Raw genomic sequence first — 17,111 nt, 5'->3', positions numbered from 1 at the left:
ATGTTACGTATTGCCGACAAAGTCTTTGATTCACATCTGTTTACCGGAACCGGAAAATTCGCCTCCCCGCAGCTAATGGTGGATGCTATTCGTGAAAGCGGCAGCCAGCTGGTGACGCTGGCGATGAAGCGCGTGGATCTGCGTCAGCACAACGATGCCATACTTGCGCCGTTACTGGAGGCAGGCGTGACGCTCTTACCCAATACCTCCGGTGCGAAAACGGCCGAGGAAGCAATTTTCGCTGCGCATCTGGCCCGGGAAGCCCTCGGCACCTGCTGGCTGAAGCTGGAAATTCATCCGGACGCCCGCTGGCTGTTGCCCGATCCGATCGAAACCCTGAAAGCGGCAGAGACGCTGGTGCAGCAGGGATTCACCGTTCTGCCCTACTGTGGTGCCGATCCCGTGCTGTGTAAGCGTCTGGAAGAGGTCGGCTGCGCGGCCGTGATGCCGTTAGGGGCGCCCATTGGCTCCAACCAGGGACTGGAGACCCGCGCGATGCTGGAGATCATCATCGAGCAGGCGACCGTGCCCGTGGTGGTGGATGCGGGCATCGGCGTACCCAGTCACGCCGCGCAGGCGCTGGAGATGGGGGCCGATGCGGTGCTGGTCAATACCGCGATTGCGGTGGCCGACGACCCGGTGATGATGGCGCGTGCGTTCCGCCTTGCCGTGGAGTCCGGTCTGCTGGCACGACAGTCCGGCCCCGGCTCGCGCAGCTTTCAGGCGCAGGCCACCAGCCCGCTGACCGGTTTTCTGGAGGCACTCTGATGGCTACCTTTACCGATCGCTGGCGTCAGCTTAACTGGGACGATATTGCCTTACGCATCAACAGTAAAACCTCTGCGGACGTAGAGCGGGCATTAACAGCCCGGCATGTGACCCGCGAGGATTTGATGGCCCTGCTTTCTCCGGCAGCCAGCGCATACCTTGAACCGATGGCGCAGCGCGCGCAACGCCTTACCCGCCAGCGCTTTGGCAACACGGTGAGCTTTTACGTGCCGCTTTATCTCTCTAACCTGTGCGCCAACGACTGCACCTACTGTGGCTTCTCAATGAGCAACCGCATTAAGCGTAAAACGCTGGATGAGCATGAGATCGCCCGCGAGTGTGCGGCTATTCGTGAGATGGGTTTTGAACATCTCTTACTGGTGACGGGTGAACATCAGGGCAAAGTGGGGATGGACTATTTTCGCCAGCATCTTCCGGCCATCCGCCGCGAATTTGCCTCATTGCAAATGGAAGTGCAGCCTCTGTCGCAAGAGGAATATGCGGAACTGAAAACCCTCGGGCTGGACGGCGTAATGGTTTATCAGGAAACCTACCATGAGGCGACCTATGCCCGACATCACCTGAAAGGGAAGAAGCAGGATTTCATCTTCCGGCTGGAAACGCCGGACAGGCTGGGGCGCGCCGGTATCGATAAAATTGGGCTGGGCGCGCTTATCGGTCTGTCCGACAGCTGGCGGGTTGACTGCTATATGGTGGCGGAGCATCTGCTGTGGCTACAGCAGTACTACTGGCAAAGCCGCTATTCCATCTCATTCCCACGGCTGCGTCCGTGTACGGGAGGCATTGAACCCGCCTCGCTGATGGATGAGCGCCAGCTGGTGCAAACCCTGTGCGCATTTCGCCTGTTCGCGCCGGAAGTGGAATTGTCGCTCTCCACGCGTGAATCCCCCGCGTTTCGCGACCGCGCGATCCCTCTGGCGATCAACAACGTCAGCGCCTTTTCCAAAACGCAGCCGGGCGGTTACGCGGACGAACGCCCAGAACTGGAACAGTTTGCACCGCACGACGGACGACGGCCCGACGCGGTGGCGGAAGCCCTGACTGCACAGGGGCTACAGCCCGTGTGGAAAGACTGGGACAGCTGGCTGGGAAGAGCTTCGCATTTGCGCTGAAACCGCCTGCAACAACGCGGAAAGGTTACGAGACGGCTCGTAAGATCAACGCCGGGCGATTGAGGAGATCTGCCCGGTTTTATTAGGATTAACCACGTCAGCAACGGACGCTGACCAGGGTGAAAATGCTTCTTCCTCGTTTCGCCCTGCCCTCCGCCCCTTAAACAAAATTTCAATTGATAAAATAAATACGTCGTTTCTTATCTACTCTTAAGATAAATCAACCCGTCGGAAATCGCTTTCTGTATAATTTACTACCAGCAATCTGACAGCGACTATGCTGAGGATATCGACAGACGCAACGCGTCTACCATCTGGATTGATGCACAACTCATGGCACTCCACAGTAAAAAGCTCTCTTTCACCCGACCAATTATGGTCAGCTTCGCGGGGATTCTGTTCAGTTTCGCGATAATCGCGATCCTGGTCATCCTTTCACAACGGAAGGATTTTATTGAGGATTATCATAAAATTAATGGTAACTTCACCCATAATCTGGCGGTGAACTATACCGAATCCATCCTGCGAGAAAACGACTATATTCTTGGTCGCGCTGCGATGTACTACGCCCGTGACGACAGAGTGAATCAGACGATAAATATCGATCCAGCACAGGGTTTGCAGATGTTAATGCATTTGCAGAATCTGATGCCGACGGTGTCGTCTATCTCTCTGGCGGACACCGAAGGGAACCATCTGCGCGCGCCGGAAGTACTGCCAACGGAGAAGAGTAGGTCGTTCGACGCACGAACACGCCCATGGTTTATCGGGCAAGCGGAAGCCAGCAACTTTCCTCACTACACCCGCCCCTATCTGGACTATTTCACCCAACATCCTACGGTCACCCTCTATAAACCGGTCATTTCACCGGAAGGCCGTCTGAAGGGCACGCTCGCTTTCCATCTTGATTTAACCTCCATGGGGTATACCTTGCGCCAGATGGTGGCACCGGTTCAGGGTGAGTTTTTTGTCGTGGAACGTGACGGCGCCGTTGTGCTGCATCCGGACACGGGTGCGCTCTTTAAGCAGTACGTAAGCGAAGCGCTGATGGACAAAATGACCAGCGGCGAAGGGCATCTTTTCGACCCCAAAAGTAAAACCTGGTATTACTACTACTCGTTCACCAATCCGGACTGGTTTGTGATTTATCGGGTCTCCGATGCCACGCTTTCCGTCATCACCCGGCATGAAACCACCGTCGTCGGCTGGGGATTTGCGCTGGCGGCAATCATCATCATTCTGTTCGGGCTCTATCTGCGCCATGCCTCGCGTTCTGTGCTGATGAACATTATCAACGCCATCAAAACCGGAGACGTCAATCAGGCGCCACGTCTTGAGGCGATGCTCAGCCATACCATTCGAACCAATAAGGAACGTGAGATGGCCTATGTCCGTCAGGCCACCCATGATGCGCTGACAGGCTGCAAGAACCGCCGTGCTTTCGACAACGATGTTGATGAGCTGCTGACCGCTCATCAACCCTTCGTTCTGGCGCTGGTCGATATCGATAACTTCAAATCTATTAACGACACCTGGGGCCACCTGAGCGGGGATATTGTTCTGCGCAGCGTGGCGCGCGAAGGTATTCAGATCATGCAGCCGCACCACGTTTCCGTTTACCGCTACGGTGGGGAAGAGTTCGGGGTGATTTTCCCGGCCGAGCTGATGAACTCCGCGCACGCGCTACTGGAAGCCTGGCGCACCGCCGTGGAAAAACGGACCTGGCGGGAAGAGAACCTGCGAGTAACCTTCAGCGCGGGGGTGGGAGAGTGGCACTTCGAACCGCTGGAACAATTTATCGGCAGCGTAGATGAAGCGCTGTATACCGCTAAACAACAGGGTAAAAACCGCATCGTAAGCACGGCCAGCCGATAATACCCTTCCTGAAATTCCGCCCGTTAAGACGGGCAGAATGCTTTCATGTATAAAATTGTAACCGGTTTCAGAAAAATGCCGATTTCTTTGTGATGCCTGACACACAATCGCGGTAAAGCGGTTGTTGAAGCGGTCTGCGCGGGATAATTATCAATAAACACATGTAGATCGAGGCTGACTATGAAGAACATCGTTTTATGCTGTGCAGCGGGAATGTCAACCAGCATGCTGGTTCAACGTATGAAAGATGCCGCGCAGAAAAAAGGAGTCGAAGTAACCATTAAAGCCGTTCCGGTCGCGGAGTTTAAAGATAACATCGCGACGGCTGATATCGTATTACTGGGGCCACAGGTTAAATACGAACAGGCAAAACTCCAGGCGCAGGCCGATCCGCTCGGAAAAAAGGTCGCGGTTATCGACATGATGGATTACGGCATGATGAAAGGTGATGCCGTACTGGAAAAAGCGCTCAAGCTGCTGGAGTCATAATGGAAGACTTAGAAACTACAATCATGGAGCTACTGGTCAATGCAGGTGCGGCGCGCAGTGCGGCCCTGACAGCGTTGCAGATGGCGCGAAAAGGTGACTTTGACGAAGCCGAGAAAGCGATGGAAGAGTCGCGTGAATATGTGAAACATGCGCATACTATCCAGACGCAGCTCATCGGTCTTGATGAAGGGACAGGTAAACTTCCGGTTAACCTGATCACCGTTCACTCTCAGGATCACCTGATGAACGCGATGGTCATTCAGGATCTGGCGGGCGATATGATTGAGCTTTATCGACGCATCCCGTTAGTGAATTGAAGACATACAGACGTAAAAAAACCCGCCGAGGCGGGTTTTTTATTTACGGCATCAACGATTACTCGTTGTCGGAACCGCCCAGACCTGCGTTCAGCAGTTCTGCAAGGCTCGCGGATGCATCTTCGGCAGTCACCTGCGGTGCAGCTGGCAGTTCGCCCGCTGCGCGACGACGCATACGATCCTGGTGGTACGCATAACCGGTACCGGCCGGGATCAGACGACCCACGATAACGTTCTCTTTCAGACCGCGCAGTTCATCACGTTTACCTGCAACAGCCGCTTCGGTCAGGACACGAGTGGTTTCCTGGAACGATGCAGCAGAGATGAAGGACTCGGTTGCCAGAGACGCTTTGGTGATACCCAGCAGATCGCGTGCAAAGGTCGCACCGATTTTGCCGTTCGCTTCCAGATCGCGGTTAGCGATCTTAACGCGTGAGTATTCAACCTGCTCGCCTTCCAGGAAGTCGGAGCTGCCCGCGTTTTCGATGGTTGCTTTACGCAGCATCTGACGAACGATAACTTCGATGTGCTTATCGTTAATCTTAACGCCCTGCAGACGGTATACGTCCTGTACTTCGTTAACAATGTAACGAGTAACAGCATGCACACCACGCAGACGCAGGATGTCGTGCGGCGCTTCTGGACCATCGGAGACCACGTCACCACGTTCCACGCGTTCACCTTCGAACACGTTGAGCTGACGCCACTTAGGAATCATCTCTTCGTACGGCTCGCTGCCATCTACTGGCGTGATAACCAGACGGCGCTTACCTTTGGTCTCTTTACCGAAGGAGATGATACCGCTGATTTCGGCCAGGATAGCAGGCTCTTTCGGACGACGTGCTTCGAACAGGTCCGCAACGCGTGGCAGACCACCGGTGATGTCCTTGGTACCGCCGGATTCCTGAGGAATACGCGCCAGGGTGTCACCAGAGCTGATCTGTACGCCATCTTCCAGCTGTACAATCGCTTTACCCGGCAGGAAGTACTGCGCAGGCATATCGGTGCCAGGGATCAGAACGTCGTTACCCTGAGCATCAACGATTTTCAGTGCAGGACGCAGATCTTTACCACCGGTAGTACGTTCAGCAGAATCCAGAACCACCAGAGAAGACAGACCGGTCAGCTCGTCGGTCTGACGAGTAATGGTCTGGCCGTCGATCATGTCAGTGAAGCGGATGAAACCACTTACTTCGGTGATAACCGGCATGGTGTGTGGATCCCAGTTTGCTACGGTTTCGCCGCCGGCAACCTGCTCGCCATCACCTTTCGCCATAACCGCACCGTAAGGCACTTTATAGCTCTCTTTGGTACGACCGAATTCGTCGATCAGCTTCAGCTCGGTGTTACGAGAAGTCACAACCAGCTTGCCTGCGGAGTTAACAACAGACTTCGCGTTGCTGAGCTTGATGCTACCTTTGTTTTTCACCTGGATGCTGGATTCAGCAGCCGCACGAGATGCCGCACCACCGATGTGGAACGTACGCATCGTCAGCTGTGTACCCGGCTCACCGATGGACTGTGCCGCGATAACGCCGATAGCCTCACCTTTGTTGATGATGTGGCCACGCGCCAGGTCACGACCGTAGCAGTGCGCACACACACCAAAGTCGGTGTCACAGGATACAACGGAACGCACTTTCACAGAGTCAACAGAGTTCGCTTCCAGCAGGTCACACCACTGTTCGTGCAGCAGAGTGTTGCGTGGAACCAGAATGTCTGCGGTGCCCGGCTTCAGGATGTCTTCCGCGGTCACACGACCCAGTACGCGATCGCGCAGCGGCTCTTTAACATCACCACCCTCGATAACCGGGGTCATGGTGATACCTTCGAGGGTGCCACAATCGTCTTCGGTGACGACCAGATCCTGCGCAACGTCAACCAGACGACGCGTCAGATAACCGGAGTTCGCCGTTTTCAGTGCGGTATCCGCCAGACCTTTACGCGCACCGTGCGTGGAGATGAAGTACTGGAGTACGTTCAGACCTTCACGGAAGTTCGCGGTGATTGGCGTTTCGATGATGGAGCCATCTGGCTTCGCCATCAGACCACGCATACCTGCCAGCTGACGAATCTGTGCCGCAGAACCACGCGCACCGGAGTCGGCCATCATGTAGATGCTGTTGAAGGAGACCTGCTGCTCTTCTACGCCGTCACGGTTAATCACGGTTTCGGTTTGCAGGTTATCCATCATCGCTTTGGATACACGATCGTTCGCCGCAGCCCAGATATCGATAACTTTGTTGTAACGTTCGCCTGCGGTTACCAGACCAGACTGGAACTGCTCCTGGATCTCAGCAACTTCAGCTTCCGCTTCAGAGATGATCTCGTGTTTCTTCTCTGGGATGACCATGTCATCGATACCAACAGATGCACCTGAACGCGCTGCATAAGCAAAGCCGGTGTACATTGTCTGGTCAGCGAAGATAACGGTCGGCTTCAGGCCCAGAATGCGGTAACAGGTGTTCAGCATTTTGGAGATCGCTTTCTTGCCCAGCGCCTGGTTGACGATGGAGAAAGGCAGACCTTTCGGTACGATCATCCACAGAATCGCACGGCCAACGGTCGTGTCTTTCAGGCTGGTAATCGCCACGAATTCGCCGTTTTCATCTTTTTCGTATTCGGTGATACGCACTTTAACGCGCGCATGCAGAGAGGCCAGGCCAGCGCGATAAATACGCTCAGCTTCTTTCGGGCCAGTCAGCACCATGCCTTCGCCTTTGGCGTTAACACAGTCACGGGTCATATAGTACAGACCCAATACAACGTCCTGAGAAGGAACGATGATAGGTTCACCGTTCGCTGGAGACAGGATGTTGTTGGTAGACATCATCAGCGCACGCGCTTCGAGCTGGGCTTCCAGCGTCAGCGGTACGTGAACAGCCATCTGGTCACCATCGAAGTCGGCGTTATAGGCCGCACAAACCAGCGGGTGCAGCTGGATCGCTTTACCTTCGATCAGGACTGGCTCAAATGCCTGGATACCCAAACGGTGCAGAGTTGGTGCACGGTTCAGCAGTACCGGGTGTTCGCGGATCACTTCGTCCAGGATATCCCAAACGACAGCTTCTTCACGCTCAACCATTTTCTTAGCGGCTTTGATGGTGGTGGCCAGGCCACGCAGTTCCAGCTTGCCGTAGATGAACGGTTTGAACAGCTCCAGAGCCATTTTCTTAGGCAGACCGCACTGATGCAGACGCAGGTATGGACCTACGGTGATTACAGAACGACCGGAGTAGTCAACACGCTTACCGAGCAGGTTCTGACGGAAACGACCCTGCTTACCTTTGATCATGTCGGCCAAAGATTTCAGAGGACGTTTGTTAGAACCGGTGATCGCACGACCGCGACGACCGTTATCCAGCAGGGCATCTACCGCTTCCTGCAGCATACGTTTTTCGTTGCGTACGATGATGTCCGGCGCAGCCAGATCCAGCAGACGTTTCAGACGGTTGTTACGGTTGATCACGCGACGGTACAGATCGTTCAGATCCGACGTTGCGAAACGACCACCATCCAGCGGAACCAGCGGACGCAGATCTGGCGGCAGAACCGGCAGAACGGTCAGGATCATCCACTCTGGTTTGTTACCAGACTGTACGAACGCTTCCAGCAGTTTGATACGCTTGGTCAGCTTTTTACGCTTGGTTTCGGAGTTGGTTTCGTTCAGCTCTTCGCGCAGAGTTTCACACTCTTGCTCCAGATCCATGCTCTTCAGCAGGGCCTGGATAGCTTCCGCACCCATCTTCGCGTCGAATTCGTCACCGAACTCTTCCAGCGCGTCCAGATACTGTTCTTCGGTCAGGATCTGGTTACGTTCCAGATTCGTCATCCCGCCTTCGATCACAACATAAGATTCGAAGTACAGAACACGTTCGATATCGCGCAGCGGCATATCCAGCAGCAGGCCGATACGGGACGGCAGAGATTTCAGGAACCAGATGTGAGCAGTTGGAGACGCCAGCTCAATGTGGCCCATACGCTCACGGCGTACTTTGGTCTGGGTCACTTCAACGCCGCACTTCTCACAGATCACACCACGGTGTTTCAGGCGCTTGTACTTACCGCACAGGCACTCGTAGTCTTTTACTGGCCCGAAAATACGCGCACAGAAAAGGCCGTCACGCTCAGGTTTGAACGTACGGTAGTTGATGGTTTCCGGCTTTTTAACTTCACCAAAAGACCATGAACGGATCATGTCTGGCGAAGCCAGAGCAATTTTGATCGCATCAAACTCTTCGGTTTTAGTCTGCGCTTTCAGAAACTTTAATAAATCTTTCACGGATTTGCTCCCGTCGGAGTTAGCACAATCTGGTGTCGGGGGTTAACCCGACACCAGTGACCTGTTTGAGCGAGAATTACTCGTCTTCCAGTTCGATGTTGATACCCAGCGAACGAATCTCTTTCAACAGTACGTTGAAGGATTCTGGCATGCCCGGTTCCATCTGATGGTTGCCGTCTACGATGTTCTTATACATCTTAGTACGACCATTCACGTCATCAGACTTAACGGTGAGCATTTCCTGCAGGGTGTATGCTGCGCCGTATGCTTCCAGCGCCCACACTTCCATCTCCCCGAAGCGCTGACCACCGAACTGAGCCTTACCACCCAGCGGCTGCTGAGTAACCAGGCTGTAAGAACCGGTAGAACGAGCGTGCATCTTGTCGTCGACCAGGTGGTTCAGTTTCAGCATGTACATGTAACCTACGGTTACCGGACGCTCGAACTGTTCACCGGTACGGCCGTCAAACAGCGTAATCTGACCAGACGTTGGCAGACCACCCAGTTGCAGCAGCTCTTTAATTTCAGCTTCTTTTGCACCGTCGAATACCGGCGTTGCAATTGGCATACCCTTACGCAGGTTTTCCGCCAGACGCAGAACTTCATCATCGCTGAAGGTGTTCAGGTCGACTTTCTGACGCACGTCGGTACCCAGATCGTAGGCACGCTGGATGAACTCGCGCAGTTTCGCGACTTCTTCCTGCTGCTTCAGCATGGCGTTAATCTTGTCGCCGATACCTTTCGCAGCCATACCCAGGTGGGTTTCCAGGATCTGACCGATGTTCATACGAGACGGTACACCCAGTGGGTTCAGTACGATATCTACCGGCGTACCGTTAGCATCGTGCGGCATATCTTCGATCGGGTTGATCTTAGAGATAACACCCTTGTTACCGTGACGACCTGCCATCTTGTCACCAGGCTGGATCTGACGTTTAACAGCCAGATACACCTTAACAATCTTCAGCACGCCTGGTGCCAGATCGTCGCCCTGAGTGATTTTGCGGCGTTTCGCTTCGAGTTTTTTCTCGAACTCGTGTTTCAGTTCGTCATACTGCTCAGCCAGCTGTTCCAGCTGATTCTGTTTCTCTTCGTCGGTCAGGCCCAGCTCCAGCCAGCGATCGCGTGGCAGTTTGTCGAGCTTCTCAGCTTCAACGCCACCGGCAACCAGCACCGCATAGATACGGCTGAACAGACCCGCTTCGAGGATTTGCAGTTCTTCAGACAGGTCTTTCTTAGCCTGTTTGAGCTGCATCTCTTCGATTTCCAGCGCACGCTTATCTTTCTCAACGCCGTCACGAGTGAAGACCTGAACGTCGATAACCGTACCGGAAACACCGTTTGGTACGCGCAGAGAAGAGTCTTTAACGTCAGACGCTTTCTCACCGAAGATAGCACGCAGCAGTTTCTCTTCTGGCGTCAGCTGGGTTTCGCCTTTCGGTGTAACCTTACCAACCAGAATGTCGCCGCCGGTCACTTCCGCACCGATGTAAACAATACCGGATTCATCCAGTTTGGAGAGCGCAGCTTCACCCACGTTAGGGATGTCGGCAGTGATCTCTTCTGGCCCCAGCTTGGTGTCACGGGACACACAGGCCAGTTCCTGAATGTGGATGGTGGTGAAACGATCTTCCTGAACCACACGCTCGGAGACGAGGATGGAGTCTTCGAAGTTGTAACCGTTCCACGGCATGAACGCTACGCGCATGTTCTGACCGAGCGCCAGTTCACCGAGGTCGGTGGACGGACCGTCTGCCAGCACGTCGCCGCGCTCAACTGGCTCACCCAGAGATACGCAAGGCATCTGGTTGATACAGGTGTTCTGGTTAGAACGGGTGTATTTGGTCAGGTTGTAGATGTCGATGCCCGCTTCGCCCGGATACATCTCGTCTTCGTTAACTTTGATAACGATACGGGATGCGTCAACGTACTGAACGGTACCGCCACGCTTAGCAACTGCTGTAACACCGGAGTCAACGGCAACAGCACGTTCCATACCGGTACCAACCAGCGGCTTATCAGCACGCAGAGTTGGAACGGCCTGACGTTGCATGTTCGCACCCATCAATGCACGGTTGGCGTCATCGTGTTCCAGGAACGGGATCAGGGACGCACCGACGGATACCACCTGTTGGGTGGATACGTCCATGTAGTCAACCTGGTCGCGGCTGAACAGGCTGGATTCGCCTTTGCTACGGCAGGTAACCAGATCTTCTACAAAGTGGCCTTCGTCATCCAGGTTGGAGTTCGCCTGAGCGATAACGTAGTTGCCTTCTTCGATAGCAGACAGGTAATGAATTTCGTCGGTAACCACACCGTCGGTCACTTTACGATACGGGGTCTCAAGGAAACCGTATTCGTTTGTCTGTGCGTACACGGACAGGGAGTTGATCAGACCGATGTTTGGACCTTCAGGCGTTTCGATTGGACATACGCGACCGTAGTGAGTCGGGTGTACGTCTCGAACTTCAAAGCCTGCACGTTCACGGGTCAGACCGCCTGGGCCGAGTGCAGAGATACGACGTTTGTGCGTGATCTCAGACAGCGGGTTGTTCTGGTCCATGAACTGAGACAGCTGGCTGGAACCGAAGAACTCTTTCACTGCCGCAGAAATCGGCTTGGCGTTGATCATATCCTGAGGCATCAGGGTATCCAGATCGCCCAGAGACAGACGCTCTTTCACCGCACGCTCTACACGAACCAGGCCAACGCGGAACTGGTTTTCCGCCATTTCGCCTACGGAGCGGATACGACGGTTGCCGAGGTGGTCGATATCGTCCACTTCGCCTTTACCGTTACGGATATCGATGAGCTTCTTCATCACTTCAATGATGTCGTCTTTGCTCAGGATACCGGAACCTTCGATCTCGTCGCGCAGCAGAGAACGGTTGAACTTCATACGACCTACCGCGGACAGATCGTAGCGGTCTTCGGAGAAGAACAGGTTCTCGAACAGGCTTTCAGCCGCTTCGCGAGTTGGTGGCTCACCAGGACGCATCATGCGGTAGATTTCAACCAGCGCGCTCAGACGATCGTTGGTTGGGTCGACGCGTACAGTCTCAGAGATGTACGGACCGTGGTCCAGATCGTTGGTGAACAGCGTTTCGATACGTTTGTGGCCAGACTGGCTCAGCTTAGCCAGCAGATCCAGGCTCAGCTCCATGTTCGCCGGGCAGATCAGCTCGCCAGTTGATTCATCAACGTAATCTTTCGCGGCTACTTTTCCTGCAATGTATTCAACCGGAACTTCGATGTGTTTGATATCATCTTTTTCCAGCTGGCGGATGTGGCGCGCGGTGATACGGCGACCTTTTTCCACATAAACTTTGCCGTCGGCTTCGATGTCGAACGACGCGGTCTCACCACGCAGACGTTCCGGCACCAACTCCATCTGCAACTTGTTGTCGCGGATTTCAAAGATCACTTTCTCAAAGAACAGGTCCAGGATCTGCTCAGTGGTATAGTTCAGTGCACGCAGAATGATGGTTGCAGGCAGCTTACGACGACGGTCGATACGGACAAACAGGTTGTCTTTTGGATCGAATTCGAAGTCCAGCCATGAACCACGGTAAGGAATGATGCGTGCGTTATACAGTACTTTACCGGAAGAGTGCGTTTTACCTTTATCGCTGTCGAAGAAGACGCCCGGGCTACGGTGCAGCTGGGAAACGATAACACGCTCAGTACCGTTGATAACGAAAGTACCGTTGTCCGTCATGAGTGGAATTTCACCCATGTAGACTTCTTGTTCTTTAATGTCTTTTACGGTGCCTTCCGGCGCTTCGCGCTCGTAGATCACCAGACGCAGTTTTACGCGCAGCGGTGCGGAATAGGTCACGCCACGGATCTGACATTCCTGAACGTCAAACACCGGTTCGCCAAGGCGGTAGCTGACGTACTGCAGCTCGGAATTACCGCTGTAGCTCTGAATCGGGAACACGGAACGGAAGGCTGCTTCCAGGCCGTACTGCCCTTCAGGATCTTGCTCGATAAACTTCTGGAACGAGTCAAGCTGGATAGAAAGGAGATATGGAATGTCCAGAACTTGTGGACGTTTACCAAAATCCTTACGAATACGTTTTTTCTCGGTATAGGAGTAAACCATAGGGTTCCTCAGCTCGCTGACAAGTCGACCCATCTGTCCGACGAAGGGACAGTTTGTGCAACACCATTTTGTGGACCGGAAAATTGAATACTTTCCGCAATACCTGTTGCTATCACGCTTAAACCATTTCATTGCGATTTACACAGAGCGAGCACCCTGTCGCAGTATATTAAGTCGTCGATAGAAACAAGCATTGTCAGGACAACCAGCAGTCAAACAGTGTGAAATGCTGCTGATGCCTTACAGCGCAAAAAGGCTGGTGACTAAAAAGTCACCAGCCATCAGCCTAATTACTTAGGCTGCAACCAGAAAAGTTGGCTTATTTAACTTCAACTTCAGCGCCAGCTTCTTCCAGAGATTTTTTCAGTGCTTCTGCGTCGTCTTTGCTCACGCCTTCTTTCAGCGCAGCTGGAGCAGATTCTACCAGGTCTTTAGCTTCTTTCAGACCCAGGCCAGTTGCGCCACGTACTGCTTTGATTACAGCAACTTTGTTCGCGCCAGCAGCTTTCAGAATTACGTCGAATTCAGTTTTTTCTTCAGCAGCTTCAGCCGGGCCCGCAGCTACAGCTACAGCAGCAGCAGCAGAAACACCGAATTTTTCTTCCATTGCAGAAACCAGCTCTACAACGTCCATTACGGACATAGCTGCTACTGCTTCAATGATTTGATCTTTAGTGATAGACATTTAAATTGTTCCTGAAAATCAGAATAAGTTTATACGTAAGCAAATGCTTTATAAAGATAACTGCGATTAAGCAGCTTCTTTCGCATCGCGTACAGCAGCCAGAGTGCGAACCAGTTTGCCAGCCGCAGCTTCTTTCATGGTTGCCATCAGGCGTGCAATTGCTTCTTCGTAGGTCGGCAGGGTGGCCAGGCGATCGATTTGCGATGCCGGGATCAACTCACCTTCAAAGGCTGCAGCTTTGACCTCAAATTTTGCATTCGCTTTCGCGAACTCTTTGAACAGACGAGCAGCAGCGCCCGGGTGTTCCATAGAGTATGCAATCAGGGTCGGACCAACAAACGTGTCTTTCAGGCACTCGAACTGAGTACCTTCAACTACGCGACGCAGCAGGGTGTTACGAACAACACGCATGTATACGCCAGCTTCACGACCTGCTTTACGCAGTTCAGTCATTTTGTCTACAGTAACGCCACGGGAATCCGCAACTACTGCAGACAGCGCGCCTTTGGCTACTTCGCTGACTTCAGCAACAATCGCTTGTTTGTCTTGAAGATTTAAAGCCATTAGCTTTGCTCCTGGATGTTTGCCGGAACTCATGTTCCGGAACTCACTTCACTCGACCCAACGGGAAGAGCGTCTTAATACGGTGAGCAGAAACAAGCCAGAGTATTTAAAATAATCTTAGCGTTCTGTCACCGTCTACGCAGGGGATTAAGTTTCTTGCGAAACACCTGCGGTCTTCGACGGAGGCCTGGATAGGCCAGGCTCCAACGAACAATTCTTTTAGCCGCTAACTTTTGTTAGCAAACGTGGGGGTAAGATTGTAGACAAAATCACCGCCCACGTAAAGGCATTAGTTTGCAGCAGCGCTCAGGCCAGCCTGGTCAACTGCAACACCTGCACCCATGGTGGTGGAGATGCTAACTTTCTTGATGTACACGCCTTTCGCCTGAGTTGGTTTAGCTTTTTTCAGCGCAACCAGCAGAGCTTCCAGGTTTTCTTTCAGTTTGTCAGCGTCAAAGTCCACTTTACCGATGGTGGTGTGGATGATGCCGTTTTTGTCGTTACGGTAACGAACCTGACCTGCTTTAGCGTTCTTAACCGCTTCAGCAACGTTAGGAGTTACAGTACCCACTTTCGGGTTTGGCATCAGGCCGCGTGGACCCAGAACCTGGCCCAGCTGGCCAACAACGCGCATTGCATCTGGAGAAGCAATAACAACGTCAAAGTTCATTTCGCCTTTCTTGATCTGATCAGCCAGATCTTCCATACCTACCAGTTCAGCGCCGGCAGCTTTAGCCGCTTCAGCGTTTGCACCCTGAGCAAATACAGCTACGCGTACGGAACGGCCAGTACCGTGTGGCAGTACAGTTGCGCCACGAACGTTCTGATCGGATTTACGAGCGTCGATGCCCAGGTTAACGGCAACGTCAACGCTTTCAACGAACTTAGCAGTTGCCAGTTCTTTCAGCAGAGCGATAGCTTCGTTGATGTCGTACTGTTTGGTCGCATCAACTTTGTCACGGATCACGGACATGCGCTTGGTCAGTTTAGCCATTTCTTAGTCCTCCACTACCAGGCCCATGGAACGTGCAGTACCTTCAATGGAGCGAGTCATCGCTTCAATGTCGGAACCAGTCATGTCGGCAGCTTTGGTCTGCGCGATTTCCTGCAGCTGAGCGCGGGAAATTTTACCCACTTTGTCTTTGTTCGGCTTACCGGAACCAGACTTGATGCCCGCTGCTTTCTTCAGCAGAACTGCTGCTGGAGGGGTTTTGGTAACGAAAGTGAAAGAACGGTCAGCGTAAACAGTGATTACAACTGGGATTGGCAGACCTTTTTCCATGGATTCAGTTTTGGCGTTGAACGCTTTACAGAATTCCATGATGTTCACACCCTGCTGACCCAGAGCTGGACCAACTGGTGGACTTGGGTTCGCCATACCTGCTGCAACCTGCAGCTTGACGTAGGCTTGTACTTTCTTAGCCATTCTAAAATCCTCTGATTGGGTAATAACGCCTCGGAGAGGCTCCCCGTGAATAAAATTCGTTTTACGGGTCGGAACCCATAAAAACAAAAGGCGCGAAATTGTATTCCAATCTCGCGCCCTGTGCAACGATTAAATCGTCGCTTTTTTGATCGCTGCTTAGGCTTTTTCTACCTGAGCAAAGTCCAGCTCTACCGGGGTCGCACGACCAAAGATAGAAACGGAAACTTTCAGGCGGGACTTCTCGTAGTCCACTTCTTCGACGACGCCATTAAAGTCAGCAAACGGACCGTCGTTAACACGAACCATCTCACCCGGTTCAAACAGCGTTTTCGGACGCGGTTTATCACCCACCTGCTGGAGGCGGTTCATAATCGCATCAACTTCTTTGTCGCTGATTGGCGCCGGACGGTCAGATGTGCCGCCGATAAAGCCCATCACGCGTGGTACGCTGCGCACCAGGTGCCAGCTCGCGTCGTTCATCACCATCTGAACCAGCACGTAACCCGGGAAGAATTTACGCTCGCTTTTGCGACGTTGGCCGCCACGGATCTCAACCACTTCTTCGGTCGGAACCATAACTTCGCCAAATAACTCTTCCATATTGTGTAATTTGATATGCTCACGCAGCGACGTAGCTACGCGGCCTTCAAAACCGGAAAACGCCTGAACGACGTACCAGCGCTTTTTAGGGGCTTCAGACATCTCAGAACCTCAGGCCAGTGATAAAGGATACCAGGCGAACCAGAATACCATCCAGTCCCCACAGGATCAGTGACATTACAGCGGTTACCGCCGCTACAATCAGCGTGGTGTGCAATGTTTCCTGGCGAGTCGGCCAAATGACCTTGCGGACTTCGGTACGCGCTTCGCGGGCAAACGCAACGGTCGCTTTGCCTTTCGTCGTCAACAGCGCGACACCACCCGCCGCAGCAATCAGAATTACCACTGCAAGCGCGCGTAGCGGCAGCATCATGTCACGATAAAGATAGTTGCCGACAATCGCCACAATCAGCAGCACGGCTACAACTACCCATTTCATCGCTTCCAGGCCGCGCCCGCTCCCTTGAGCTTCGGTATTCGCACTCATAAACCAACCTGTCAGAAGTATTCTACAAACATTTTCACCCCGCGAGTGCGAGGCAAACCAATCGAAATGCTATTCGCTTTTCGTATTATACGCTCTCCGCAGAGCCTGTCTCAGCAATGATTATGACAAAATTAATCACTGATGAGCCAGGTTCTGATGTGAAAGCGTGCAAAAAGGGCATCAAATGATGCCCTTTTATTGCGCATTGCGTCAAATGTTATCAGCGATTAGCCGAGAACTTTAGCAACAACGCCCGCGCCAACGGTACGGCCGCCTTCACGGATTGCGAAACGCAGACCGTCGTCCATCGCGATTGGGTGGATCAGAGTCACAACCATCTTGATGTTGTCGCCTGGCATTACCATCTCTACGCCTTCTGG

General features: G+C 53.2%; 13 protein-coding genes and 1 pseudogene. 5 read left to right on the top strand and 9 right to left on the bottom strand.

Annotated elements, in window-relative coordinates; translation table 11 throughout:
• The 5 genes from thiG to IM282_RS21335 all read left to right on the top strand — a co-directional run bounded on the left by thiG (position 1) and on the right by IM282_RS21335 (position 4,582).
• The gene (thiG, locus tag IM282_RS21355; protein ID WP_023299071.1) at positions 1–768 is read left to right on the top strand and encodes a thiazole synthase; all 768 of its coding nucleotides are present in this window, start codon (positions 1–3) and stop codon (positions 766–768) included.
• Positions 768–1,901 (top strand): 2-iminoacetate synthase ThiH, encoded by a 1,134-nt coding sequence (gene thiH / locus IM282_RS21350; protein ID WP_192970807.1) that lies wholly within the window; start codon positions 768–770, stop codon positions 1,899–1,901. Before thiG ends, thiH begins: the two co-directional genes overlap by 1 nt.
• A gap of 333 nt (positions 1,902–2,234) precedes the next feature.
• Positions 2,235–3,776, top strand: a complete 1,542-nt coding sequence (locus tag IM282_RS21345; RefSeq protein ID WP_126314461.1) for a sensor domain-containing diguanylate cyclase — start codon at positions 2,235–2,237, stop codon at positions 3,774–3,776.
• A gap of 180 nt (positions 3,777–3,956) precedes the next feature.
• Entirely contained in the window at positions 3,957–4,265 is a 309-nt protein-coding gene (locus IM282_RS21340; RefSeq protein WP_010425948.1) for a PTS sugar transporter subunit IIB, read from the top strand.
• Entirely contained in the window at positions 4,265–4,582 is a 318-nt protein-coding gene (locus tag IM282_RS21335) for a PTS lactose/cellobiose transporter subunit IIA (RefSeq protein ID WP_003862327.1), read from the top strand. The genes IM282_RS21340 and IM282_RS21335 overlap by 1 nt, the downstream gene beginning before the upstream one ends.
• 58 nt (positions 4,583–4,640) lie before the next feature.
• Here IM282_RS21335 and rpoC read toward each other — a convergent pair whose 3' ends face one another.
• From rpoC to tuf, 9 genes and pseudogenes are all read right to left on the bottom strand, one after another.
• The gene (rpoC, locus tag IM282_RS21330; RefSeq protein WP_023299069.1) at positions 4,641–8,864 is read right to left on the bottom strand and encodes a DNA-directed RNA polymerase subunit beta'; all 4,224 of its coding nucleotides are present in this window, start codon (positions 8,862–8,864) and stop codon (positions 4,641–4,643) included.
• Positions 8,865–8,940: 76 nt separating this feature from the next.
• Positions 8,941–12,969 carry a DNA-directed RNA polymerase subunit beta gene (gene rpoB, locus IM282_RS21325; protein ID WP_023299068.1) on the bottom strand — a complete coding sequence of 1,343 codons (4,029 nt, stop codon included), beginning with the start codon at positions 12,967–12,969 and terminating at the stop codon, positions 8,941–8,943.
• Between the two features lie 319 nt (positions 12,970–13,288).
• Positions 13,289–13,654, bottom strand: coding sequence for a 50S ribosomal protein L7/L12 (gene rplL / locus IM282_RS21320; protein WP_002445276.1), 366 nt, complete (start codon positions 13,652–13,654; stop codon positions 13,289–13,291).
• A 66-nt stretch (positions 13,655–13,720) separates the two neighbouring features.
• Positions 13,721–14,218: a 50S ribosomal protein L10 gene (gene rplJ / locus IM282_RS21315; RefSeq protein WP_003862338.1), complete on the bottom strand. Its 498-nt coding sequence runs from the start codon at positions 14,216–14,218 to the stop codon at positions 13,721–13,723.
• 289 nt (positions 14,219–14,507) lie between these two features.
• On the bottom strand, positions 14,508–15,212 hold the full coding sequence (gene rplA, locus IM282_RS21310; protein ID WP_006810530.1) for a 50S ribosomal protein L1: 705 nt from the start codon (positions 15,210–15,212) through the stop codon (positions 14,508–14,510).
• 3 nt (positions 15,213–15,215) lie between these two features.
• Positions 15,216–15,644 carry a 50S ribosomal protein L11 gene (gene rplK, locus IM282_RS21305; RefSeq protein WP_003862340.1) on the bottom strand — a complete coding sequence of 143 codons (429 nt, stop codon included), beginning with the start codon at positions 15,642–15,644 and terminating at the stop codon, positions 15,216–15,218.
• 156 nt (positions 15,645–15,800) lie between these two features.
• Positions 15,801–16,346, bottom strand: a complete 546-nt coding sequence (nusG, locus tag IM282_RS21300) for a transcription termination/antitermination protein NusG (protein WP_003862341.1) — start codon at positions 16,344–16,346, stop codon at positions 15,801–15,803.
• Position 16,347: 1 nt separating this feature from the next.
• A complete protein-coding gene (gene secE / locus IM282_RS21295; protein WP_003862342.1) occupies positions 16,348–16,731 on the bottom strand; it encodes a preprotein translocase subunit SecE in 384 nt (127 codons plus the stop codon).
• Positions 16,732–16,958: 227 nt separating this feature from the next.
• Positions 16,959–17,111, bottom strand: a pseudogene (gene tuf, locus IM282_RS21290) (elongation factor Tu); the annotation flags it as partial.

This window comes from Enterobacter cloacae complex sp. P29RS (assembly GCF_014893445.1).
GTDB classification, from domain to species: Bacteria; Pseudomonadota; Gammaproteobacteria; order Enterobacterales; family Enterobacteriaceae; genus Enterobacter; species Enterobacter intestinihominis.
Note: the sequence above shows the minus strand (reverse complement) of the source record. Positions and strands in the feature narration are given on the sequence as shown.

Coding starts and splice junctions, on each gene's coding strand:
- thiG (WP_023299071.1), top strand. CDS start 1: ATGTTACGTATTGCCGACAAAGTCTTTGATTCACATCTGTTTACCGGA.
- thiH (WP_192970807.1), top strand. CDS start 768: ATGGCTACCTTTACCGATCGCTGGCGTCAGCTTAACTGGGACGATATT.
- IM282_RS21345 (WP_126314461.1), top strand. CDS start 2,235: ATGGCACTCCACAGTAAAAAGCTCTCTTTCACCCGACCAATTATGGTC.
- IM282_RS21340 (WP_010425948.1), top strand. CDS start 3,957: ATGAAGAACATCGTTTTATGCTGTGCAGCGGGAATGTCAACCAGCATG.
- IM282_RS21335 (WP_003862327.1), top strand. CDS start 4,265: ATGGAAGACTTAGAAACTACAATCATGGAGCTACTGGTCAATGCAGGT.
- rpoB (WP_023299068.1), bottom strand. CDS start 12,969: ATGGTTTACTCCTATACCGAGAAAAAACGTATTCGTAAGGATTTTGGT.
- rplL (WP_002445276.1), bottom strand. CDS start 13,654: ATGTCTATCACTAAAGATCAAATCATTGAAGCAGTAGCAGCTATGTCC.
- rplJ (WP_003862338.1), bottom strand. CDS start 14,218: ATGGCTTTAAATCTTCAAGACAAACAAGCGATTGTTGCTGAAGTCAGC.
- rplA (WP_006810530.1), bottom strand. CDS start 15,212: ATGGCTAAACTGACCAAGCGCATGTCCGTGATCCGTGACAAAGTTGAT.
- rplK (WP_003862340.1), bottom strand. CDS start 15,644: ATGGCTAAGAAAGTACAAGCCTACGTCAAGCTGCAGGTTGCAGCAGGT.
- nusG (WP_003862341.1), bottom strand. CDS start 16,346: ATGTCTGAAGCCCCTAAAAAGCGCTGGTACGTCGTTCAGGCGTTTTCC.
- secE (WP_003862342.1), bottom strand. CDS start 16,731: ATGAGTGCGAATACCGAAGCTCAAGGGAGCGGGCGCGGCCTGGAAGCG.